Annotated in this window: 23 protein-coding genes and 1 pseudogene; 21 read left to right on the forward strand and 3 right to left on the reverse strand. The window is 73.3% G+C overall.

Annotated elements, in window-relative coordinates; all coding sequences use genetic code 11:
• The first annotated feature begins 37 nt into the window (after nucleotides 1-37).
• The 3 genes from lipA (at nucleotide 38) to ACH4C6_RS27230 (ending at nucleotide 2,255) form a co-directional block, all read left to right on the forward strand.
• Entirely contained in the window at nucleotides 38-1,003 is a 966-nt protein-coding gene (lipA, locus tag ACH4C6_RS27220) for a lipoyl synthase (RefSeq protein ID WP_398111228.1), read from the forward strand.
• Nucleotides 1,004-1,264: 261 nt separating this feature from the next.
• On the forward strand, nucleotides 1,265-1,477 hold the full coding sequence (locus ACH4C6_RS27225) for a hypothetical protein (protein WP_398111229.1): 213 nt from the start codon (nucleotides 1,265-1,267) through the stop codon (nucleotides 1,475-1,477).
• 76 nt (nucleotides 1,478-1,553) lie between these two features.
• Nucleotides 1,554-2,255 (forward strand): DUF4191 domain-containing protein, encoded by a 702-nt coding sequence (locus tag ACH4C6_RS27230; RefSeq protein ID WP_398111230.1) that lies wholly within the window; start codon nucleotides 1,554-1,556, stop codon nucleotides 2,253-2,255.
• A gap of 93 nt (nucleotides 2,256-2,348) precedes the next feature.
• Here ACH4C6_RS27230 and ACH4C6_RS27235 read toward each other — a convergent pair whose 3' ends face one another.
• A complete protein-coding gene (locus ACH4C6_RS27235) occupies nucleotides 2,349-2,816 on the reverse strand; it encodes an RDD family protein (RefSeq protein ID WP_398111231.1) in 468 nt (155 codons plus the stop codon).
• 210 nt (nucleotides 2,817-3,026) lie between these two features.
• On the opposite strand from ACH4C6_RS27235, the gene glnA reads away from it, so the two are divergent.
• From glnA to ACH4C6_RS27270, 7 genes and pseudogenes are all read left to right on the forward strand, one after another.
• Complete coding sequence (gene glnA, locus ACH4C6_RS27240) at nucleotides 3,027-4,436, forward strand: type I glutamate--ammonia ligase (protein ID WP_369196108.1); 1,410 nt, start codon at nucleotides 3,027-3,029, stop codon at nucleotides 4,434-4,436.
• 143 nt (nucleotides 4,437-4,579) lie between these two features.
• Nucleotides 4,580-4,843 carry a hypothetical protein gene (locus tag ACH4C6_RS27245; protein WP_398111232.1) on the forward strand — a complete coding sequence of 88 codons (264 nt, stop codon included), beginning with the start codon at nucleotides 4,580-4,582 and terminating at the stop codon, nucleotides 4,841-4,843.
• A 27-nt stretch (nucleotides 4,844-4,870) separates the two neighbouring features.
• The gene (locus ACH4C6_RS27250; RefSeq protein ID WP_398111233.1) at nucleotides 4,871-5,254 is read left to right on the forward strand and encodes a signal peptidase I; all 384 of its coding nucleotides are present in this window, start codon (nucleotides 4,871-4,873) and stop codon (nucleotides 5,252-5,254) included.
• A 588-nt stretch (nucleotides 5,255-5,842) separates the two neighbouring features.
• A complete protein-coding gene (locus ACH4C6_RS27255) occupies nucleotides 5,843-6,427 on the forward strand; it encodes a hypothetical protein (protein WP_398111234.1) in 585 nt (194 codons plus the stop codon).
• Between the two features lie 40 nt (nucleotides 6,428-6,467).
• Nucleotides 6,468-8,102 carry an alpha/beta fold hydrolase gene (locus tag ACH4C6_RS27260; protein ID WP_398111235.1) on the forward strand — a complete coding sequence of 545 codons (1,635 nt, stop codon included), beginning with the start codon at nucleotides 6,468-6,470 and terminating at the stop codon, nucleotides 8,100-8,102.
• 122 nt (nucleotides 8,103-8,224) lie between these two features.
• The gene (locus tag ACH4C6_RS27265; RefSeq protein WP_398111236.1) at nucleotides 8,225-9,406 is read left to right on the forward strand and encodes a winged helix DNA-binding domain-containing protein; all 1,182 of its coding nucleotides are present in this window, start codon (nucleotides 8,225-8,227) and stop codon (nucleotides 9,404-9,406) included.
• A gap of 63 nt (nucleotides 9,407-9,469) precedes the next feature.
• Nucleotides 9,470-9,607: pseudogene (locus ACH4C6_RS27270) on the forward strand (aldo/keto reductase); the annotation flags it as partial.
• A 130-nt stretch (nucleotides 9,608-9,737) separates the two neighbouring features.
• Here ACH4C6_RS27270 and ACH4C6_RS27275 read toward each other — a convergent pair.
• Nucleotides 9,738-10,058, reverse strand: coding sequence for a hypothetical protein (locus tag ACH4C6_RS27275; RefSeq protein ID WP_398111237.1), 321 nt, complete (start codon nucleotides 10,056-10,058; stop codon nucleotides 9,738-9,740).
• A 226-nt stretch (nucleotides 10,059-10,284) separates the two neighbouring features.
• Between ACH4C6_RS27275 and ACH4C6_RS27280 the strand changes: the two genes are divergently transcribed.
• The 9 genes from ACH4C6_RS27280 to ACH4C6_RS27320 all read left to right on the forward strand — a co-directional run bounded on the left by ACH4C6_RS27280 (nucleotide 10,285) and on the right by ACH4C6_RS27320 (nucleotide 18,719).
• On the forward strand, nucleotides 10,285-10,644 hold the full coding sequence (locus ACH4C6_RS27280) for an arsenate reductase family protein (protein ID WP_398111238.1): 360 nt from the start codon (nucleotides 10,285-10,287) through the stop codon (nucleotides 10,642-10,644).
• Nucleotides 10,645-10,763: 119 nt separating this feature from the next.
• On the forward strand, nucleotides 10,764-11,480 hold the full coding sequence (locus ACH4C6_RS27285) for a hypothetical protein (protein WP_398111240.1): 717 nt from the start codon (nucleotides 10,764-10,766) through the stop codon (nucleotides 11,478-11,480).
• A 328-nt stretch (nucleotides 11,481-11,808) separates the two neighbouring features.
• Nucleotides 11,809-12,840 (forward strand): glutamine synthetase, encoded by a 1,032-nt coding sequence (glnII, locus tag ACH4C6_RS27290; RefSeq protein ID WP_398111241.1) that lies wholly within the window; start codon nucleotides 11,809-11,811, stop codon nucleotides 12,838-12,840.
• 126 nt (nucleotides 12,841-12,966) lie between these two features.
• Entirely contained in the window at nucleotides 12,967-13,089 is a 123-nt protein-coding gene (locus ACH4C6_RS27295) for a hypothetical protein (RefSeq protein ID WP_398111242.1), read from the forward strand.
• A 119-nt stretch (nucleotides 13,090-13,208) separates the two neighbouring features.
• On the forward strand, nucleotides 13,209-13,799 hold the full coding sequence (locus tag ACH4C6_RS27300; RefSeq protein WP_398111243.1) for a winged helix-turn-helix domain-containing protein: 591 nt from the start codon (nucleotides 13,209-13,211) through the stop codon (nucleotides 13,797-13,799).
• A 169-nt stretch (nucleotides 13,800-13,968) separates the two neighbouring features.
• Nucleotides 13,969-14,970, forward strand: coding sequence for an NAD-dependent epimerase/dehydratase family protein (locus tag ACH4C6_RS27305; RefSeq protein ID WP_398111244.1), 1,002 nt, complete (start codon nucleotides 13,969-13,971; stop codon nucleotides 14,968-14,970).
• A 100-nt stretch (nucleotides 14,971-15,070) separates the two neighbouring features.
• On the forward strand, nucleotides 15,071-16,330 hold the full coding sequence (locus ACH4C6_RS27310; RefSeq protein ID WP_398111245.1) for a sensor histidine kinase: 1,260 nt from the start codon (nucleotides 15,071-15,073) through the stop codon (nucleotides 16,328-16,330).
• Nucleotides 16,321-16,974, forward strand: coding sequence for a LuxR C-terminal-related transcriptional regulator (locus ACH4C6_RS27315; RefSeq protein WP_398111246.1), 654 nt, complete (start codon nucleotides 16,321-16,323; stop codon nucleotides 16,972-16,974). The genes ACH4C6_RS27310 and ACH4C6_RS27315 overlap by 10 nt, the downstream gene beginning before the upstream one ends.
• Before the next feature lie 203 nt (nucleotides 16,975-17,177).
• Nucleotides 17,178-18,719 (forward strand): DUF1996 domain-containing protein, encoded by a 1,542-nt coding sequence (locus tag ACH4C6_RS27320; RefSeq protein WP_398111247.1) that lies wholly within the window; start codon nucleotides 17,178-17,180, stop codon nucleotides 18,717-18,719.
• 81 nt (nucleotides 18,720-18,800) lie between these two features.
• Here ACH4C6_RS27320 and ACH4C6_RS27325 read toward each other — a convergent pair whose 3' ends face one another.
• The gene (locus tag ACH4C6_RS27325) at nucleotides 18,801-19,232 is read right to left on the reverse strand and encodes a hypothetical protein (RefSeq protein ID WP_398111248.1); all 432 of its coding nucleotides are present in this window, start codon (nucleotides 19,230-19,232) and stop codon (nucleotides 18,801-18,803) included.
• Between the two features lie 165 nt (nucleotides 19,233-19,397).
• Here ACH4C6_RS27325 and ACH4C6_RS27330 point away from each other — a divergent pair, with 165 nt between their 5' ends.
• Complete coding sequence (locus ACH4C6_RS27330; protein WP_398111249.1) at nucleotides 19,398-19,925, forward strand: tetratricopeptide repeat protein; 528 nt, start codon at nucleotides 19,398-19,400, stop codon at nucleotides 19,923-19,925.
• Between the two features lie 48 nt (nucleotides 19,926-19,973).
• On the forward strand, nucleotides 19,974-21,935 hold the full coding sequence (locus tag ACH4C6_RS27335) for a hypothetical protein (RefSeq protein ID WP_398111250.1): 1,962 nt from the start codon (nucleotides 19,974-19,976) through the stop codon (nucleotides 21,933-21,935).
• Nucleotides 21,936-21,954 lie beyond the last annotated feature (19 nt).

Raw genomic sequence — 21,954 nt, forward strand, 5'->3', positions numbered from 1 at the left:
TTGAGGACGCCGAAGAATCAACGCTAGGGAGCCGGTCGTGTCCGCAGTCGCACCCGACGGACGCAAGATGCTGCGCCTGGAGGTCCGCAACAGCCAGACCCCCATCGAGCGCAAGCCCGAGTGGATCAAGACCCGGGCGAAAATGGGCCCCGAGTACACCAAGATGCAGAACCTCGTGAAGAGCGAGGGCCTGCACACGGTCTGCCAGGAAGCCGGCTGCCCGAACATCTACGAGTGCTGGGAGGACCGCGAGGCGACCTTCCTCATCGGTGGCGACCAGTGCACCCGGCGCTGCGACTTCTGCCAGATCGACACCGGCAAGCCCGAGGCGCTGGACCGCGACGAGCCCCGCCGCGTGGGCGAGTCCGTGGTCACGATGGACCTGAACTACGCCACGATCACCGGCGTCGCCCGCGACGACCTGGAGGACGGCGGCGCCTGGCTGTACGCCGAGACGGTCCGCCAGATCCACCGGCAGACGGCCGGCCGCGAGGGCGGCCACACCAAGGTCGAGCTGCTGGCCCCCGACTTCAACGCGATCCCCGAGCAGCTCGAGGAGGTCTTCTCCTCCCGCCCCGAGGTCTTCGCGCACAACGTCGAGACCGTCCCGCGGATCTTCAAGCGCATCCGCCCCGGCTTCCGCTACGAGCGCTCGCTGAAGGTGATCACCGAGGCCCGCGACTACGGCCTGGTCACCAAGTCGAACCTGATCCTCGGCATGGGCGAGACGCGCGAGGAGGTCAGCGACGCGCTGAAGCAGCTGCACGAGGCAGGCTGCGAGCTGGTCACCATCACGCAGTACCTGCGCCCCTCCGTGCGCCACCACCCCGTGGAGCGCTGGGTCAAGCCGCACGAGTTCGTGGAGCTGCAGCAGGAGGCCGAGCAGATCGGCTTCTCCGGCGTGATGTCCGGCCCGCTGGTGCGCTCCTCGTACCGCGCCGGGCGGCTGTACCGGATGGCCATGGAGCAGCGGGACGCGCGCGTCGCGGCCCAGGCCGTCTGACGCGGCGTCACCCCCTCTTCCCGGCACGGGAGGAGACAATCGTGTGAATTCGCGCACGTGATACTACTGACCGGTAGTGACCGGTTCGACGCGGTCCTGACCGTCCTCGCAGATGAGGGCGCACGTCAGGGCCGCGTCGGCGTTCCCCCGCTCCCCGGCCGGGCTTCACGGGTGTTTGACCGGCCGGTCACGCCCTGGTAACACCAATCAGTGACGCTGAACTCACAGCACGTACACCCGTTCCGAGGGGGGACCTCACCCATGCAGGCCGCGCCCGTCCGCGCCACCGCGATCCCGTCGTTCACGACCGCCCTGCGCGCGGTCGAGGCGCTGCTGATGAGCAGCGGCCAGCGCACCGCCCGGCGCAACGCGTGGACCTCCGTGCTGGAGGACCGCCGTCGTGCCAAGGACCGGGTCGAGGCGCAGCGCGTGCTGGAGCAGTCCCTCACGCACTCCCTGTCCGCCCGCCCCTGAGGCCCGGACCGCGCTCCGCGGGCCCCGGGCGGCACTGCCGTCGTCGGCGCTCGTGCGGACACGTAGACTTCGTGGCATGGCGAGGAAGGAACCTGCAGCGGACGCTGCGAACCCCGGGCGACTGAAGCAGATCGCCCTGACCTACAAGATGACCCGCAAGGCCGACAAGAAGATCGGTCTTGTACTCGCGGCTGTCGGAATCGTCACCTTCGGTGTCTTCCTCGCGATCGGTTTCTTGATCGGTCACCCCATCTATCTCGGTATCCTGGGCCTCCTGCTCGCCTTCCTCGCGACGGCGATCGTGTTCGGGCGCCGGGCCGAGCGGGCCGCCTTCGGGCAGATGGAGGGCCAGCCCGGTGCCGCGGCGGCGGTGCTCGACAACATCGGCCGGGGGTGGACGACGACCCCCGCGGTGGCGATGAACCGCAACCAGGACGTGGTGCACCGCGCGGTCGGCAAGGCCGGCATCGTGCTGGTGGCCGAGGGCAACCCGAACCGGGTGAAGACCCTGCTCGCCGCCGAGAAGCGCAAGATGAGCCGCATCGTCGCGGACGTTCCCGTGCACGACCTGGTGGTGGGCACCGGCGAGGGCCAGGTCGAGCTGAAGAAACTGCGCACGACCATGCTGAAGCTGCCGCGCGTGCTGACCGGCCCGCAGGTCACCGCGACCAACGACCGGCTGCGCGCCCTGGGCGACCTGATGAGCAACATGCCGCTGCCGAAGGGCCCGATGCCCAAGGGCATGCGCCTGCCGAAGGGCGGGCCGAAGGCCCGCTGACCCGCACCCGTACGACGAAGGGGCGCCCGGACCACTCCGGGCGCCCCTTCGTCGTACGGGTACGCGGCACGCGGCGGGTGCTCGGCGCGTACGTCAGATGCGGACCTCGACGGTGCCGGCCAGCCGGTCGTGCAGGCCGCGGCCGTCGCGGTCCCAGATCAGGGCGGGGATCGCGAGGAACAGCAGAACCGTGCGCAGGACGGCCCGCCAGGGGCTGACCCGGCCGGTGTCCAGGGCGAGCACCCGGATGCCGAACAGGCGCTTGCCCGGCGTGAAGCCGACCGTGCCGACCGTCAGCACCATCAGCGCGAACATGATCAGCGGCGCCCAGACCTGCGCCGCCTCGTTGTAGCTGTCGGCGATCAGGCCGTACGCGATGAGCAGGCTCAGCCCCCAGTCCACGGCCAGGGCGCCGATCCGCCGGCCCGGGCGGGCGATCGAGCCGGAGCCCTCCTCGGGCAGGCCGAGCTGCTCGCCCCGGTAGCCGAAGTCGACACCGGCCTCTTCCGCGGCCGCGCGGGGCCCGGAGAGCCACGATCCGATTGCTTGCCTGTTGTCCACCCGTCCACGGTACTGCGCCCCCATATGACCGGAGCACGGCGGGGTGCGTCGGGGCTACGGTGGAGGGTGAGCCGGTTAACTTGTGCGAAACAAACGGGTCACGCCCGAGAAATCACCCGTCCCTAGGGTCGAGGACAGCGTGTGCCACCCGCACTGGCCGCACGAACGAACTACCACCCCGGCGGGACGGTCGGGAGTAGGAGGAGCTGGATGTTCCAGAACGCCGACGAGGCCAAGAAGTTCATCGCGGACGAGGACGTCAAGTTCGTCGACGTCCGCTTCTGCGACCTCCCGGGCGTGATGCAGCACTTCACGGTGCCTGCGGAGGCGTTCGACGCGGAGGAGGAGCTGGCCTTCGACGGCTCCTCGATCCGGGGTTTCCAGGCCATTCACGAGTCCGACATGGCCCTGCGCGCGGACCTGTCGACCGCCCGGGTCGACCCGTTCCGCCGTGACAAGACGCTGAACATCAACTTCTTCATCCACGACCCGATCACGGGCGAGCAGTACTCCCGCGACCCGCGCAACGTGGCCAAGAAGGCCGAGGCCTACCTCGCCTCCACCGGCATCGCCGACACGGCGTACTTCGGCCCCGAGGCGGAGTTCTACGTCTTCGACTCCGTCCGCTTCGCCACCAGCGCGAACGAGTCCTTCTACCACATCGACTCCGAGGCCGGCGCCTGGAACACCGGTGCGCTGGAGGACAACCGCGGCTACAAGGTGCGCTACAAGGGCGGCTACTTCCCGGTCCCGCCGGTCGACCACTTCGCCGACCTGCGCGCCGAGATCTCCCTGGAGCTGGAGCGGGCCGGCCTGAAGGTCGAGCGCCAGCACCACGAGGTGGGCACCGCCGGCCAGGCCGAGATCAACTACAAGTTCAACACGCTGCTCGCCGCCGCCGACGACCTCCAGCTCTTCAAGTACATCGTGAAGAACGTGGCGTGGAAGAACGGCAAGACGGCCACCTTCATGCCGAAGCCGATCTTCGGTGACAACGGCTCGGGCATGCACGTCCACCAGTCGCTGTGGACCGGCGGCCAGCCGCTGTTCTACGACGAGGCCGGTTACGCGGGCCTGTCGGACACCGCCCGCTACTACATCGGCGGCATCCTCAAGCACGCCCCGTCGCTGCTGGCCTTCACCAACCCGACGGTGAACTCCTACCACCGCCTGGTGCCGGGCTTCGAGGCGCCGGTGAACCTGGTGTACTCGCAGCGCAACCGCTCCGCGGCCATGCGCATCCCGATCACCGGCTCCAACCCGAAGGCCAAGCGCGTCGAGTTCCGCGCCCCGGACGCCTCCGGCAACCCGTACCTGGCCTTCTCGGCGCTGCTGCTCGCCGGCCTGGACGGCATCAAGAACAAGATCGAGCCGGCCGAGCCGATCGACAAGGACCTGTACGAGCTGGCTCCCGAGGAGCACGCGAACGTCGCCCAGGTCCCGACCTCCCTCGGCGCGGTCCTGGACCGCCTGGAGGCCGACCACGAGTTCCTGCTCCAGGGTGACGTGTTCACCCCGGACCTGATCGAGACGTGGATCGACTTCAAGCGCGCCAACGAGATCGCGCCGCTCCAGCTGCGTCCGCACCCGCACGAGTTCGAGCTGTACTTCGACGTGTGAGCGACGCCCCCGTCGTCCGTCCGGTGCCCCCGTCTCCCGCAGTGGAGGCGGGGGCACCGTCGTCCGCGCCCGGGCCGCGCTTCCCAGGCGGGCCCCCGAGGGGGATCATCTAGGGGGACGGTTGTTCGAGAAGGGGTGCGGGGATGCCGGGACGGGACGACGAGGAGCGCGAGTTCGATATCCGGTGGGCTGACGGCGCCGAGCACAAGGAGCCGTCCGCGCGGGCCCGCATGCTCGCCGCCCGCTGGAAGCACGACCCGCCCGGGCCGGTGCCGTTCCGTCCCGAACCCGGGCACGTGGGCCGCGCGCGCCGCCGGTCCCCATGGGTGTCGACGGCCGTGGTGCTCGGCTGCCTGGCGGCGGTGATCGTCCTGCTCGGGTACCTGGACTTCCGTCCCCCGTTCTAGCCCGCGGCCCTGCTAGCGTCCGGGCCCGTGGACGACAGCGTGTACACGGGCAACGCCGGCGAGGACGCCGCGCTGGACCGGGGATGGATCCTCGGGCACTTCAAGGCCGCCGGGGACCCTCGGCACAGCGAGGACGTCGAGATCAAGTGGGGGGTCCACCCCCCGGGCGACGAGCGCGCCGAGTGGGTGCGCGGCGAGCAGCGCACCGCGCTGCTGGTCCTGATCAGCGGGCGTTTCCGCGTCGAACTGCCGGGGCGCAGCGTGCTGCTGCGACGGCAGGGCGACTACGTGGTGTGGGGGCGGGGCGTCGACCATTCCTGGCGCGCGGAGGAGGAGTCGGTGGTGCTGACGGTGCGGTGGCCGTCGGTGCCCGGATACGCGGTCGGATACGCGGTGGAATCCGGGGCCTGACGGCCATGCCCGTCTCGGTGCCGCAGGCTCGGCGGTCGGTGCCGGGCCGGGCCGCCCGGAGCCGGTGGCCGACGGCCGTGCGCGGGAGCGACGGCCGGGGCTGCGCCGGGGCCCGTGGCCGGGGCCGTGGGTGGCCTCGGCCGCAGGCTCGGCGGTCGGCGCCGGGCCGGGCCGCCCGGGGCCGGTGGCCGACGGCCGTGCGGGGGCGGTGGCCGACGGCCGTGCGCGGGCGCGGTGGCCGACGGCCGTGCGGAGGTGGTGGCCGACGGCCGTGCGCGGGGACGGTGGCCGACGGCCGTGCGGGGGCGGTGGCCGACGGCCGTGCGGGGGCGGTGGCCGATGGCCGTGCGCGGGGACGGTGGCCGGGGCTGCGCCGAGGTCGGTGGCCGGGGCTGCTCCGGAGCCGGTGGCCGACGGCCGTGCGCGGGAGCGACGGCCGGGGCTGCGCCGGGGTCGGTGGCCGGGGCCGTGGGTGGGTGGCGGCTTTGCCCGGAGCGGAGGTGATCGCGACCTGCTCATGGGTGAGCGCGGCGCACACTGGCTGGGGAACCAGTGCCTGACTGCGCGAGGTGAGGCGGTGAGCGGCCGATGGGTCTGCTGGACATCCTGCTCGGCCGGACCAAGCCGGTCGTCCCGGATCTCGACCGGCTCTTCGCGCTGCCGTCCGCGGCCCTGACCCTGGAGGCGGCCGCCGGCTTCACGCCCACGGGGCGGGGCGCGGTCTGCTTCTCCACGGTGGAGGGCGCCGCCTTCGAGCAGACCCACCGGGAGGTGCAGGCGCTGCTGGACGCCGACACCGACCGCGACGGACCGCCGGTGGAGCTGCGCACGGACGGCTACGGCTACTCGTGGTTGGTCTCCCGCCGCTCCCCCGGTCAGCTGCCGGCGCTGGTGAACGACCTGCACGCCGTCAACAGCCAGATGGAGGTCAACGGTTTTGGCCCGCAACTGCTGTGCAGCTGGGCCGGGTTCGAGGACCGCGCCGGACGGCGTCTTGCCCTGGTCCACCTCTACAGACGGGGCACGTTCTACCCGTTCGCGCCCCTGCCGGGCGGGGCGGAGCGGCGCGACAACGCCCTGGAACGCCGGGTGGGTTCCGCACTCCGCGCCGAACTGCCCGTCGAGCAGGACCTGGGCCGCTGGTCCCCGGTGTGGGGGGCGCCGGGTCTGTGAACCGCCCCGCGGGCCGCGGTCCGCGTGAGTGAATGACCGCATGAGTGAGCCGACCCCCTTCACGCACACGGCCGACGGCGAGCGGCTCGGCGGGCTGCGCTGCGGTGCGGACCGGCCCGGTGGGGCGACCGTCGTGCTGCTGCACGGCGCGGGAAACGGCAGCGCGGAGCGGCTGGTGCCGCTGCTGGAGGAGTTCGCCGCGCACGGCTGCCGCGCTCTCGCCTTCGACTTCTCCGGCCACGGCCGCAGCACCGGCCTGCTGCGGGAGCTGAGCCTGCGCCGCCGTTTCGAGCAGGCCGTGTCCGTGATCGACGCGCACGCGCGCGTGGACGGGCCGCTGGTGCTCGTCGGGTTCAGCATGAGCGGGCAGACGGTGGCGGATCTCACCCGGCACTACGGGGACCGGGTGGCGGCCCTGGGACTGTGCGCGCCTGCGGTGTACGCGGCCGACGCCTGGGACGTGCCGTTCGGCTCGGGTGACGGGCGGTTCAGCGAGCTCATCCGCGCGGAGGGGAGCTGGCGCGGTTCGCCCGCGCTGGAGGTGCTGCGGGCGTACGAGGGGCGGGCCGTGCTCGCGGTGCCGGGCCGGGACGAGGTCATCCCGGCGGCCGTGACCCAGGCGGTCTCCGAGGCGCTGGCCGGGCGGGCGCAGTTCACCCACCGGGAGTTTCCCGGGGCCCGGCACCGGCTGGGACTGTGGTTCCGCGACCACGCCGCCGACCGGCGGGAGTTCGTGGCCGCCGTACTGGCCGGGCTCGGCGAGGGGGGCTGGACGGCCACGCGCGCGTGGGTGGCCAAGCAGCTGCCCGAGGGCCGCACAGTGACCGGCTCGGCGTTCCTGAGCGGCGGCTGGAGTGCCCAGATGCGGCGGCTCACGCTGGACGACGGCCGCGCACTCGCCCTGCGGTCCTTCGTGAAGCCGTTCTTCCGCCGGCACGCGGGCGGGCTCCTGGGTCGCGAGGCGGAGATCCTGCGTCTGCTGGCAGGTGAGGAGGGGGTGCCGGCCCCCGCCCTGGTCGGTGTGGACGCGACGGGTGAGCACTGCGATCACCCGTCGCTGCTGATGACGCTCCTGCCGGGCCGGGTGCGGGTCGACGAGGACGACGTCGGCCCGAGGATGGACCTGCTCGCGGCCCAGCTGGCCCGGATCCACCGGGTCGTCCCCGCCGAGCGGCCCCGGACGTACCAGGCGTGGACGTCGCCGGAGCGGGTGGCGGCGCCGGCGGGTGCGGTGTGGGAGCGGGCCGTGGAGGTGATCCGCCGGGAGCCGCCTCCGTACGAGGGCTGTTTCCTGCACCGGGACTTCCACCCCGGGAACGTGCTGTTCACCGGCTCGGGGGCAGGTGTGCGGATCAGTGGCGTCGTCGACTGGGTGGAGACCTCGTGGGGGCCCGCCGACCTCGACGTGGCCCACTGTGCGACGGCGCTCGCGCTGCTGTACGGGCCCGAGCACGGTCTCGCGTTCCGGGGCGCGTACGAGGCGTGGGGCGGCCGGTGTTCGGCGGACGGGTCCGCGCATCTGTACTGGCGGCTGCTGGACGCGCTGGCCTACGTCCCGGACGCGGCGAAACTGGCCGGGCCGTGGCGCGAGCTGGGCCGGACGGATCTGACATCGCGGGTGCTGGGCGAGCGGCTGGAGGCGTATGTGAGGGGGCTGCTGGAGCGGTACGGCTGAGCGGCGGCAGGTGATCGCGGGCGCGTTGTCGGTGGGGGGCGCGATGATGCCGGTGGGCGGCGGTGCGTCGTCGGGATGAGCGGTTGCCGCCGGGCAGGCGGTGCCGGGACGGGGAGGCCGGTATGGAGGCGCGGCGGTACATCGGCGGGGTGGAGCGGCGGGCCCGGCTCGCGTTGCGGCAGCGGCTGGCCGGGCAGGCCCGGGCGGCCACGCCCGAGCAGGTCGCCGAGTCCCTGGTGGCGCTGCACGGCACGGACCCGGCGACGGTGTACCTGGCCGTGGGCGCGCGGCTGGCGGACCCGGCGAAGGCCGTGCCGGAGACCGAGCGCGCGCTGTACGAGGACCGGACCCTGGTGCGGATGCACGGCATGCGGCACACGGTCTTCGTGTTCCCCACGGCCCTGACGGCGGTCGTGCACGCCTCGATGGGGCTGGCGGTCGCCGCGAGGGAGCGGGCCGCGCTGCTCGCGCACATGGCGGCGGCCGGGGCGCCGGACGCGGCCTGGCTGCGCGAGGTCGAGGAGTCGACGCTGGCGGCCCTCGCCCGGCGCGGGCAGGCGACGGCGGCCGAGCTGGCCCGGGACGAGCCGCGTCTGCGCGAGCAGTTCGTATACGGGGCGGGGAAGAGCTACGAGGGGCTGCACCGCGTCTCGACGCGGCTGCTGAAGGTGCTGGGCGTGGAGGGCAAGGTGGTGCGCGGCCGGCCGCTCGGCTCCTGGACGTCCAGTCAGTTCCGCTGGGCCCTCGCGCCCGAGCACGAGGAGCTGGACACGGCCGCGGCGCAGGCCGACCTGCTCGGGCGGTGGCTCACGGTGTGCGGTCCGGCCACCGAGGCCGACCTGAAGTGGTGGTCGGGCTGGCGGGTGGCGGAGGTGCGCCGCGCGCTGGCGGCGATCGGGGCGGAGCAGGTGGAGCTGGACGGGGGCACGGGCTTCGTGGCGCGGGGTGACGCGGAACCGGCGCCCGCGCCCGACGGTCCCTGGGCCGCGCTGCTGCCCGCTCTCGATCCGACCGCCATGGGATGGCAGCAGCGCGACTGGTACCTCGCGCCCGAGGTGCGGCCGCGGCTCTTCGACCGCAGCGGCAACGTCGGCCCGACGGTGTGGTGGGACGGCCGGGTGATCGGCGGCTGGGCCCAGCGCCCGGACGGGGAGATCGTGTGGCGGATCCTCGACGAGGCGGGCGTCGGCCGGGAGGCCCGCGCGGCCGTCGAGAGGGAGGCGGAGCGGCTGCGCGGCCTGCTCGGGACGACCCGGGTCACCCCGCGGTTCCGCACTCCTCTGGAGAAGGAGCTGGTGGCATAGCCGGCGTCTGCGGGGCCGTGTCCGTCACGGGCGTACGAACACCCCGGCCCGGGCCGCCGTGGCCTCACCCCCGAGCAGGTGGCCCGGCTCGACGCGGTGAGCCACCGACCGGCGCCCTACCCCTACTTCCCCTACGAGCGCCAGGAGGGGTTCGCCCGGCTGAACCCGCCGGTGATCCCGGCGCCGGGCCGGGTCGCGTGAGCACGCGCAGGGACCCGTGGTCCGGGGCGTGCGGGCAAGCGAGCGGACGCCGGACAGCCTCGGCTCCAGGGCCGCGATCGGGCGCCGGGCACCCCCGGATCGGGGTTCCCGGCGCCCGGAGCGCGGCGGTTCAGCGGGCGTAGCGCATGAGCGCGCGCACCATGTGGCACGTCGTGTCCGACGGCGGGTGGACGCCGATCAGTTCCGCCGCGTCGCGGATCGTCTCGTTGCGCGCCTGGCCCGGCATGTGGATGCCGGAGTCGAGCAGGGCGATGGCCAGCCGCATCGCCTTGAGGCGCCGGTTGTGCGCCACGTACCACTCCCGCGGCCGGCCGGGCGGCAGCGGCCGCTTCTCCACGGGCGCGTACGGCAGGTCGAGCAGGACGGGACGCTTCGCGGTGGACTGGGTGGGCAGCGGCTTGGACTTCGGCTTCAGAGCGGCAGCGGGCACAGGCATCCTCCTGTCGCGGTCGGGTGACCCCGGGACTTCCGCACCCCGGCGCCACCCTCGAACACTGCTTCCAGTGTACCGCCGGGCACTGACAACGGGGAGTGCGCACAGCCTGTCAAATGTGCAGGTGAGAGCGGGAATTGGCGCTTCGGCACGGGCAGGTTCGGGAGAGGCTGCTGAGGCGTCAGAAAATCGAACAGAGGGCGGTGCGCGTACTGTGCTGCCCATGGAGATCTGGATCAACCCGGCCTGCTCGAAGTGCCGCAGTGCCGTGCAGCTGCTCGACGCCGAGGGCGCCGACTACACCGTCCGCCGCTACCTGGAGGACGTGCCGAGCGAGGACGAGATCCGCGAGGTGCTGACGCGCCTCGGACTCGAGCCGTGGGACATCACCCGCACCGCGGAGGCCGCCGCCAAGGAGCTCGGCCTCAAGGACTGGCCCCGCGAGGCCGGTTCGCGCGACCGGTGGATCGCGGCGCTCGCCGAGCATCCCAAGCTGATCCAGCGCCCGATCATCACCGCGGACGACGGCACGGCGGTCGTGGCCCGGACCGACGAGGCCGTACGGGACGCCCTGTCGCGTTGACCCCGCCCCCCACCGGGTGTGGTGCAGGTCACTCGGCCGACTCCTGCGACCGCTGAGCAACCCCGTTCGGTATCTCGTACATAGCGGCGTACGCTCCCCTACCTCTTCAGGAGGCGCGCATGTCGCGCAGGAGAACTCTCGGCACGAACAAGACGATCGCGCTGCTGGTCGGCGCGGCGGCGGTGGCGGGAGGCGGGGCCTTCGTCATGGCGAGCACGTCGAACGCCGCGCCGACCCCCAAGTCCGCGTCGGAGTCGACCGTCTGCCTCGGTCTCGCCACGGCCCTGGGCAACAACCAGAAGTTCATCGCGGACCAGCGGGCCAATCCGGACGCCCAGTCCGAGGCGCGGATCGCCAACCGCGAGGCGGTCGTCGCGGAGATCAAGCGGAAGCAGGAGGCGTCGGGGTGCGCGGTCGGGGAGTCGGCTCAGGACTCCCAAGCCGCGCAGCCCTCGCAGCCCGCTCAGGGCGGTCAGCAGGCCGGCGGTGGCCAGCAGGCCGGCGGCGGTCAGCAGGCCGGGGGCGCGCAGCCCTCGCAGCCGGCCGCCTCCGCACCCGCGGCGAACCCCGGCGGCGGGGCCGCGGCCGGCCGGCAGGTGTGCAACGGCTCCACGGTCACGCTCTCCGGCGAGGGCGGTGCGCCCGCCGCGTCCAGCAACCAGTTCCCGGCCGGCACGAAGCTGAAGGTCACCAACCTGGACAACAACAAGTCCACGACGGTGGAGGTCACTTCGGTCTCCGGCAGCTGCGTCCTGCTGAACAACGCGGCCTTCGAACAGGTCCGTGAGTCCGGCAAGTTCCTGATCCGCCGGGCCGTGATCGAGAAGGTGGGGTGAGGCCGGACGACCGGACAGGTCCCTGAGGCGGCGGCCCACCCCTCGGCCGCCCCTCGTACGTGTCACCGGTCCTGCCACCCCCGGCCAGGGGTGGCAGGACCGGCGCGCGTGCGGACCCTGCGGCCCGTGCGGCCCGTGCACCGGCTCGACGGAGGGGAGCCGGTGCACGGCGCCACCGGGACGACCGGGTAACACGGGGTTCACACCCGGGCAACGGCCGGGTAATCGCCGGTTGCCAGGCTGCCGGGCAGCACCTCGCGGCGCCTCAGTGCGGCAGCGCCGCAGCACCCGCGATACGCGCCCGGACACACCCCGAAGGAAGTGGCCCGTGACCTTCAAGGCTGAGTACATCTGGATCGACGGCACCGAACCGACGGCCAAGCTGCGGTCCAAGACCAGGATCATCCCGGGTTCGCCCGCCGGTCTGGACGCGCTGCCGATCTGGGGCTTCGACGGGTCCTCCACCAACCAGGCCGAGGGCCATTCCTCGGACTGCGTCCTGCGGCCGGTCTTCACGTGTCCCGACCCGATCCGCGGCGGCGAGGACGTGCTGGTCCTGTGCGAGGTGCTGAACATCGACCTCACCCCGCACCCCACCAACACGCGGGCGGCGCTGGCCGAGGTGGCCGAGAGGTTCGCGGCGCAGGAACCGATCTTCGGCATCGAGCAGGAGTACACGTTCTTCAAGGACGGCTACCCCCTCGGCTTCCCCAAGGGCGGCTTCCCGGCCCCCCAGGGCGGCTACTACTGCGGGGTCGGCGCCGACGAGATCTTCGGCCGGGACGTCGTCGAGGCCCACCTCGACAACTGCCTCAAGGCCGGCCTCGGCCTGTCCGGCATCAACGCCGAGGTCATGCCCGGCCAGTGGGAGTTCCAGGTCGGCCCGCTGGCGCCGCTGGAGGTCTCCGACCAGCTGTGGGTGGCCCGCTGGCTGCTCTACCGCACCGCCGAGGACTTCGACGTCGCCGCCACCCTCGACCCCAAGCCGGTCAAGGGCGACTGGAACGGCGCCGGTGCGCACACCAACTTCTCCACCAAGGCGATGCGCGAGTCCTACGACGCGATCATCACCGCCTGCGAGTCGCTCGGCGAGGGCTCCAAGCCGCTCGACCACGTCAAGAACTACGGCGCCGGCATCGACGACCGCCTGACCGGCCTGCACGAGACCGCCCCCTGGGACAAGTACTCCTACGGCGTCTCGGACCGCGGCGCCTCGGTGCGCATCCCGTGGCAGGTCGAGAAGGACGGCAAGGGCTACATCGAGGACCGCCGCCCCAACGCCAACGTCGACCCGTACGTGGTGACGCGTCTGCTGGTCGACACGTGCTGCGCGGCGCTGGAGAAGGCCGGCCAGGTCTGACCGGCCCGTCGACCGGCTCCCCGGGGGCGCCCACCCGCGTGGTGGGCGCCCCCTCGGCCGTCCGGCGGGTGTCCGAGGGGTGAGAGAAGGTCCCTGCGTCGCGGGGACGTCTGCTTCAATGGGGCCATGGCCAGCTACCGGAAGAACGCCGCGACGGGTCGCCACGACCTCGAGCCCTTCTGGCCGTCCCGCCAGGACCACGACTTCGACCGGGTGTGTTGCCGCGCGACGAACGCGCAGGCCTGCTGAAGCCGCCCACACCCGGCCTCCGGCCAGCGCGAACCGCGTACGTCCCTCGGCGAGCCCGACCACGAACTCGCGGCCGCCGTCTCCCCGGCGAACTCCTCGCGCGAAAGAGCTGACCTCTCATGGCGACCACTCGTTCCCTGTCCCCCGCCGCCCCGTTCACCGCCTCCGCCGGCCACGGCCCCCGGCACCGGCTGCGCGCCGTCGACCGCGACGAGGTGCTGACCGTGGCCGACCTGCTGCCCCCGGGCGCCACCTGGCTCCCGGCACCGCAGCACACCCTGCCCACCCTGCCGGGACAGCCGCCGATGGTCGGCTACCTGGTGCTCGTCCCGGCCGACCAGCAGCCGCCGTTCCCGGTGGCCGTGCCGGACCGGCCCGTCGCGGCGGAGTCCGGGGCGGCCCCCGGGCCGGGCGGTGACGCGCTGATCCGCGTCGACACCGTGCAGCGCACCGCGCAGGTGGCCGGACGGCCGCTGGACCTCACCTACCTGGAGTTCGAGCTGCTGGCCCATCTCGTCGCCCACCCGGGCCGGGTGCACACCCGCGACCAGCTGGTCGGCACGGTGTGGGGCTACGGGCACGTGGGCGACGGCCGCACGGTCGACGTCCATGTCGCGCGGCTGCGCCGCAAGCTGGGCGCGGAGTACCGCGACACGATCCGCACCGTGCGGCGCGTGGGCTACAAGTACGTGCCGCCGACGGGCCGTTGACGGCTCCTCCCGCGCCCCGCCCGGTCCCGCGCCCGGCCCGCCCTCGTGATCTGCCGGTCCCGCGATCGGCCGGTCCCATGATCGGCCGTTCCCGCGAGCGGCCGTTCCCGCCTCTGCCGAGAGCAGATGACCGTTCCCCGGGGCCGCCCCACCGGGCACAGTGCACGGCATGAGACTGCTGATGCTGGGTGGGACGGAGTTCGTGGGGCGGGCCGTCGTGGAGATGGCCCTGGAGCGGGGCTGGGACGTGACCGTGTTCCACCGGGGACGGCACGACGCCCCGCCGGGCGCGCGGACGCTGCTCGGCGACCGGACCGCGCCCGGAGGCCTGGCCGCCCTGGCCGGAGACCCGGGCGAGTGGGACGCCGTCGTCGACACCTGGTCGGCGGCGCCCCGCGCGGTGGCGGACGCGGCACGGCTGCTGCGGGACCGCGCCGGGCGGTACGTGTACGTGTCGAGCTGCTCGGTGTACGCCTGGTCCCCGCCCGCCGGGTACGGCGAGGACGCCCCCCTGGTGCCGGGCGCCTCGGCCGAGGCGGAGCAGACGGACTACGCGCGGGACAAGCGCGGCGGTGAACTGGCCGTGCTGGACGCCTTCGGCGAGGACCGGTCGGTGCTCGTGCGGTCGGGCCTGATCCTCGGCCCGCACGAGAACATCGGCCGGCTGCCCTGGTGGCTGGCCAGGACCGCGCGCGGCGGCCCCGTCCTGGCCCCGGGACCGCGCGAACTGCCCTTGCAGTACGTGGACGTCCGCGACCTGGCCGCGTGGATCCTGCACGCGGCGCAGCGGCGGCTGAGCGGGCCGTACAACCTGGTCTCCCCGCAGGGGCACGCCACCATGGGCCGCCTGCTGGAGGCCTGCGCGCGGGTCACCGGCGGGCGGGCCGAGCTGCGCTGGACCGAGCCCGGGGCGATCCTCGACGCCGGCATCGAGCCGTGGACGCAGCTGCCGGTGTGGGTGCCGCCGGGCAGCGACCTGCACGACGCCCTGCACAGCGCGGACGTCTCCCGGGCGATCGGGGCGGGGCTGGTCTGCCGGCCCGTGGAGGAGACGGTGGCGGACACCTGGCGGTGGCTCCGGGAGCGCGGGGGCACGGCCCCCCAGCGCCCCGACCGCCCCCGCCCGGGTCTCGACCCCGAGGTGGAGGCGAAGGTGCTCGGGAGCAGGTGAGCCGGCCCGCCGGCACCGGCCCGGGGGTGTAGGTAGCACCACCCCCGAGCCGGTGGCCCGGCCCCGTGACCGGGCCGCCGGGCTCGGCCAGACTGACGCCATGACCACCGACACGAAGAACGGCAACGGGCGGATCGACGGACGGCGCATCGGGCTCGCCGCCGTGCGCGGACTGGCGCTGGCCCTCGTCGGCCTGCCGGGGGCGGTGCTGTGCTTCTCCCTGTCCCTGCTCTCGATCGCGCTCATACCGATCGGCGTCGGGCTCGTCACGACGCCCTACGTGCTGGGGGGCGTCCGCGCGTTCGCGAACTGGCGGCGGTTGCTCGCGGCCGAGTGGGGCGGGGTGCGGATCCCGCCGGCGTACCGGCCGCTGCCGAAGGACGCCAACCCGTGGGCGCGCACCTTCGGGATGCTGCGCGATCCGGCGACCTGGCGGGACCTGGGATGGCTGCCGGTCGACATGACCGCGGGGTTCGTCACCGCGCTGCTCCCGGCCGTGCTGCTGCTGTACCCGCTGGAGGGGTTCGCGCTCGCCGTCGGCCTGTGGCGGGTCTTCCCCGACGGGTACTGGTACGGCTTCGTGCCGGTGACGGGGCAGGCGTCGGCCTTCGGCGCGGCGGCCCTGGCCCTGGTGCTGCTGTTCTTCGCGCACTTCTTCGCACCGCGCCTGCTGGACGTGCACTTCCGGCTGACCCGGGCCGTGCTCGGCGGCAGCCAGGAGGAACTGGCCGAGCGGGTGCGGGTGCTGACCGAGACCCGGCGCGACGCGGTCGACGCCTCCGCCGCCGAACTGCGGCGCATCGAGCGGGACCTGCACGACGGGGCCCAGGCGCGCCTGGTCGCCGTCGGCATGGACCTGGGCACCATCGAGGCCCTGCTGGACAAGGACCCGGCCCAGGCCCGGCTGCTCGTCGCGCAGGCCCGCGCCTCCTCGGTCGAGGCCCTGGCCGAGCTGCGCGAGCTGGTGCGCGGCATCCACCCGCCGGTCCTCGCCGAACGCGGGCTGGGCGACGCGGTGCGGGCACTGGCGCTGCGGCTACCGGTGGCCACCGAGGTGAGCGTGGACCTGCCCGGGCGGGCGGAGGCACCGGTGGAGTCGGCCGCGTACTTCGCGGTGAGCGAGGTCCTCGCCAACGCCGTGAAGCACTCCGGCGCCGACCGGATCTGGATCGACCTGCACCGGGCGGACGGCATGCTGCGGGCGACCGTCACGGACAACGGCAGGGGCGGGGCGGTGGTCGGAGCCGGCTCGGGGCTCGCCGGGGTGGAACGGCGACTGGGTACATTCGACGGCGTCCTGGCCGTCAGCAGTCCCGTGGGCGGCCCCACCATGGTCACCATGGAGATCCCTTGCGCGTAGTCCTGGCCGAAGACCTGTTCCTGCTGCGCGACGGCCTGGTGCGGCTGCTGCAGGCGCACGGCTTCGAGATCGCGGCGGCCGTCGAGTCCGGGCCCGAACTGGCCGCCGCGCTGGCGGAACTCGACCCGGACGTCGCCGTGGTGGACGTGCGGCTGCCGCCGACGCACACCGACGAGGGCCTGCAGTGCGCGCTCGACGCCCGCCGCAGGCGACCCGGCCTTCCGGTGCTGGTGCTCTCCCAGCACGTGGAGCAGCTGTACGCCCGCGAACTGCTCGCCGACGGCAGCGGCGGGGTCGGCTATCTGCTGAAGGACCGGGTCTTCGACGCGGAGCAGTTCGTGGACGCGGTGCGGCGGGTGGCCGCCGGGGGGACGGCGATGGACCCGCAGGTCATCCAGCAGCTGCTGGCGCGGCAGTCCGGCGAGGACCGGCCGCTGGCGCGGCTGACGCCGCGGGAACGGGAGGTGCTGGAGCTGATGGCGCAGGGCCGGTCCAACGCGGCGATCGCCGGCAAGCTGGTCGTGACCGAGCGGGCCATCGCCAAGCACACCGCGAACATCTTCGCCAAGCTGGGCCTGGAGGTCTCGGACGACGACAACCGGCGCGTGCTGGCGGTCCTCGCGTATCTCGACCACGGCCGGTGACGCCGGACCGGCCCCCTCACCCTCGGTGCGGGATCGGCAACTCCTGGTTTCACAGGGGTTGTTGAGGGCACAGAGTCCTCACGAATCTCGCATCAATTCTCAGGACCCCTGAACACCTCGGGGGCGGCCTCCGTATGGAAGGGGGCCGCTTCACTCCTGTCGGGCGCCTCGATGCCCCCGAAAAAGGAAGTCAGAGGAGTTCCATGGGACGCAACACAAGAAAACGCCGTACGCCGCTGGCCACCAAGGCCATTGCCGCATCGGCGGCCCTAGCGCTCGGTGGGGGCGGGCTGATCTGGGCGAACTTCTACGCATCGGCGCACGAGTCGAACTCGGCGAACCGGACGAAGTCCGCGGGCTGGCAGATCGCCACGATCCAGTGCCCGGACGTCGGCCAGAAACTGACGTCGGTGCCCAACCGCGCCCGCCGGGGGGTGGACAAGGAGCTGGCGAACCTCGACAAGCAGATCAGCGAGGCGTACTCCCGGCTCGCCTCCACGCGCCGGGCGCAGGCCGGTGATCCGGGCTTCGTCGACAACGCCATCCTGGGCCCGCTCAGGTCGAAGCGGACCGCGGCCCTGGACCGTATCGGCATCAACATCCGGCGGGTGGGCGGCAAGGCCCCGCGCAACCTCGGTCAGCTGGCCAAGTGCCGCGGCATGGCCGCCGACGCCAACACCAACGACGGCGGGCAGAACGGCGGTCAGAACAACAACGGCGGCCAGGACCAGGGCCAGAACAACGGCGGCCAGAACGACGGCGGTCAGAACAACAACGGCGGGCAGAACGGCGGCCAGAACAACAACGGCGGCCAGGGTGGCAACGGTCCCGCGGCGGACGACTTCATCAAGATCGAGGACGTCCAGCCGAACAGCCGCAACCTGCCCAACGGCCTGCCGGCGAACGGCGACGGCGGCTCCACCGGCACCTTCACCACGTCCTGCGGCACCAACGAGAACGAGAACCGCAACTCGGACAACGTGATCGTGGCGCCCGGTGTCTCCAACGGCGCCAAGCACCAGCACGACTACGTCGGCAACCAGAGCAACAACGCCTTCGCGAGCGACGAGGACCTGGCCAACGCCCAGACCACCTGCCAGAACCAGGGCGACAAGTCCTCGTACTTCTGGCCGGTGCTGCGCATCCAGGACGGGTCGCAGGACATCGACCAGGGCCAGCCCGGCGGTGGTCAGGACGGCAACGTCGGCAAGATCGTCGAGCCGGCCGAGGCGCAGCTGAAGTTCGTCGGCAACCGGACGAGCGACGTCGTCGCCATGCCGAAGGCGCTGCGCATCATCACCGGTGACGCCAAGTCCCTCACCAACGGTCTGAACAACGCCAACACGGCCTGGAGCTGCACCGGCTTCGAGGACCGGCAGGTGACGGACAAGTACCCGATCTGCCCCGACGGCAGCTCCGTGGTGCGCACGTCCAACTTCCAGAGCTGCTGGGACGGCCAGAACATCGACAGCGCCAACCACCGCACCCACGTGGACTTCGTGGAGGCGGACGGCAGCTGCTCGAACGGCTTCAAGGCCATCCCCCAGCTCCAGGTCCGCCTGGTCTACGACATCCAGGCGCCGCAGATCGACAACGGCCAGGTGCAGAACGCCTTCGCGGTGGACTCCTTCCCGGAGCAGCTGCACAAGCCGATCACCGACCACAACGACTTCATCAACTTCTTCGACGAGAACCTGATGAACGAGATGGTCCAGTGCATCAACAGCGGTGAGGACTGCCAGTAGTCCCCGGCCGCACGAGAGAGCCGGCGGTGGGAATCCCCACCGCCGGCTCTCTCTCGTTCCGGCCCCCCCCCCCCCGCGTCCTCAGCCGTGGTGGCCGCCGCGGTTGTGGCTGCCGCCGGGGTTCATGTGCGCCGAGCCCTCCTCCATCGTGCCGCCGAGGGTGCCCTGCAGGGCCGTGACCGTCTTCTCCTGTCCCACGGCGACCCACTTGCGGCCGACGAGGTAGTAGCCGCCGTAGTCCTTGGCGCTGTTCAGCCACTCGCGCTGGCCCCGGTCGGTGGCGAAGGTGGCGAGGACGTACTTCTCCTTGCCCTTCCTGCACAGGGCCTGGCGGATGGTGTCCGCGTCGGTCTGCATGTTCGGCTTGCACTTGGCCTCGGCCGCGATGTGCTCCAGACTGCCGGTCACCGCCTCCGGGACGGCCGCCTCGTCCTCGCCGCCGGTTCCACAGCCGGCCAGCGCCAGTATCGCCACCGCGCCGCTCAGCGCGAGCATCGGTCGGGTCACCCTCATCTGTTCCTCCGGTCCTTGTGACGGCACGGTCCTGGTCACGGCACGGTCCGGACACATGCCGCACGGAGCCCCGGCACGAGGCTCTCGCCTTCGATACGGCTGCGGAGGCCGAAGCACTCAAAAACCCACCTGCCCGCGGCGGCACTCCTGTGCGAGGGTGGCCCGGTGGACCAGGACTGGGAAGAACGCGTGAGCGCCCTGTGGGACCGTTTCGACGACTACGCCGAGACGGAGGAGGGCGAGGCCCGCTTCCGCGCCGACGTGGACGCCCTCGTCGCCGAACTGCCCGCGGACAGCCCGCTCGGGCCGTTCGAGCAGGCCTGCGCCTGGGACTCCACCGGCCGCTCCGACCTGGCGGTGCCGCTGTACCGGGAGGCGCTGCGGCGCGGCCTGCCCGGCGTCAACCGCTACAAGGCCCGCCGGACGAAGATCCAGCTGGCCAGCTCCCTGCGCAACATCGGGCGCGCCGAGGAGGGCGTGGCGCTGCTGACGCCGGAACTGGACGCGCCCTCCGACGAGCTGGACGATCCGGTGCGGGCCGTCCTCGCCCTGTGCCTGTCGAGTCTGGGCCGTGACCGCGAGGCGCTGTCGCTGGTGCTGGGCGCGCTCGCCCCGCACCTGCCGCGCTACCAGCGGTCGATGGCGCACTACGCCCGGCTGCTCGTGGAGCCCGCCGGGTCCCCCGGGGTGTGACGCTCCGCAGTCAGGTGACCAACCGCCGATTCGCTCGTTCTGCTGAACGTGCAGTCACAGGATGTCGCCCAGCGCCCCGCACCCTCCTCCCCCGCCGGCCCGGTCGTCGACGTCGAGCAGGCCGAGGCCGCCCTCGTCGAGCACTACCCCCGACTGGTCCGCCTGGCCTATCTGGTGCTGCCTCCGCGCCTGGGCCGCAGCAGGCGCGTCCTGACCGCACACGCCCTCACCCAACGCGCGCTGCCCCGCAACCGCACGGCCTCACCGGTGATCCCGGCCCAGTCCGCGGGCGCCGACCCCGTGAGCGGAGCCGAACACCGGGCGAGCGGCCGGGACGGCGACCCGGGATACGCCCTCGTCCGGCTCCAGGTGCTGCGCACGGCGCTGGAGGCGGGGCTGCCGCTGCGGTTCGGGGCGTGGCCCAAGCGGGCGCAGCTGCCCGCGCTGCTGCCGCAGGTGTGGGGCCTGAAGCTGTTCCCGCGCTCCGGCGGGGCCGACGAACTCGCCCTGGACCAGCGGCTGTCCAGCCTGTCCGGACCGGCCCGGGCGGTGTACGCGCTGCGCGGTCTGGAGCCGCTGACCGACGAGGGCGTGTGCGAGGTCCTCGCGGCGGCCGGCGCCGCCGACCCCGAGGGCGCCCTGCGCGAGGCGGACGCGGTGCCGGCCCGGTACGGCCTGCTGGAGTCGCCCGAGTTCGACCCCTGCTCGCTCCAGGCCCGCCCCACCGACCTGATGCGCCGCCGCCAGCACCTGAAGGCCGCCCTGGCCGCCGGTGCGGCCCTGCTGGTCTGCGGGGCGCTGCTCGGGCTGCCCGGTGAGGGCTGGGGCCCCGACGGCGCCGCGGCACCGCCGTACGCGCGCAATCCGGCCGCCCAGGCCGCCCTCGACCCGGCGAAGCTGACCAGGGTCTCCCCCGACGCGTGGCGCAGCTCGGCGCGCACCGACTTCTCCGTGTGGCCCGCGCGCGGTGACCTCACCGGGGACGAGGCCCTGCTGCGCCGCGCCCTGGCGGTGTGGGCCCGCCCGGGCGGGACGGTGCAGGTCTCGGCGACACCGGGCACCCCGTCCGGCGGCCCGGCCGGTCCCCCTCAGTTGCTGTTCGCCGGGACGGTGGACGCGGCCCGCGTGGTGATCCTCCACGACGGGCTGCGCATCGCCCGGTACGCCGAGCCGAAGGACGGCACCCAGGGCGCGGCCCTCGACTTCGCCCGGGTCGACGGCGCGGGCCGGGCCGAGTCGGGCGCGGTGGTCCTGGGCCGGGCCGACGGCAACGTCCGCTATCTGACGGCCCCCTGGGTGAGGAAGGCGGGCGAGCGGGATCTGATGAAGCCCGCCTCCGGGGCCATGGACCTGGCCCTGACCGACGGGGTGACCGCGCCGCTGGCCAGCCCGGCGCTGCGGTCGGGGCCGTGCACGTCGTGGAACGTGCTGCAACTGTCCGACGGCACCGGCACCCGGCTGCTGACCGACCTCGGCGAGCTGGTCCCGGCGCGGCTGACCGCCGGGCGGCCGGGCTCCCCGGGTGAGGCGTCCCGGCCCGCCGCCCTGGCCGGCTGGGCGCCGTTCGCCTGCTCGCTGGGCACGCTGCGGTCCGCCGGGGTGCGCGGCGTCAACGCCTGGGCGTTCAACGAGCAGCGGCTGCCCGACGGGAGCGGCTCGGCGGTGTGGGTGTGCACCCGGGCCGAGACCTGGCGCGGGGGCGGCGCCCGGGTGCTGGCGCAGTTCCACACGCCGGGTGGAGCCTACGGGGCGGTCACGGCGAAGGCCGAGAACGTCCCGGCCTGCGGGGCGCGCGAGCCGCATGTGCTGGCCGGGGTGCTGTGGAAGTCGGAGGCGGGTGACTGGTACCTGCTGGCCGCAGGCAGCCGGGACACGGCGTCGATCCGGGCCACCGGCGGGGTCGAGGGGACGGCGCGCGGCAGTTCGCTGACCGTGCCCGCCGCACAGGGGGCGCAGGCCGAGCTCAAGGGGACGCTGAAGGACGGCCGTTCCGTCGGCGGGCTGCGCTGACGAGCGGCTTCCCGGGGCG

This window comes from Streptomyces sp. NPDC017943 (genome assembly GCF_044328425.1).
Taxonomy (GTDB): Bacteria; Actinomycetota; Actinomycetes; order Streptomycetales; family Streptomycetaceae; genus Streptomyces; species Streptomyces djakartensis_A.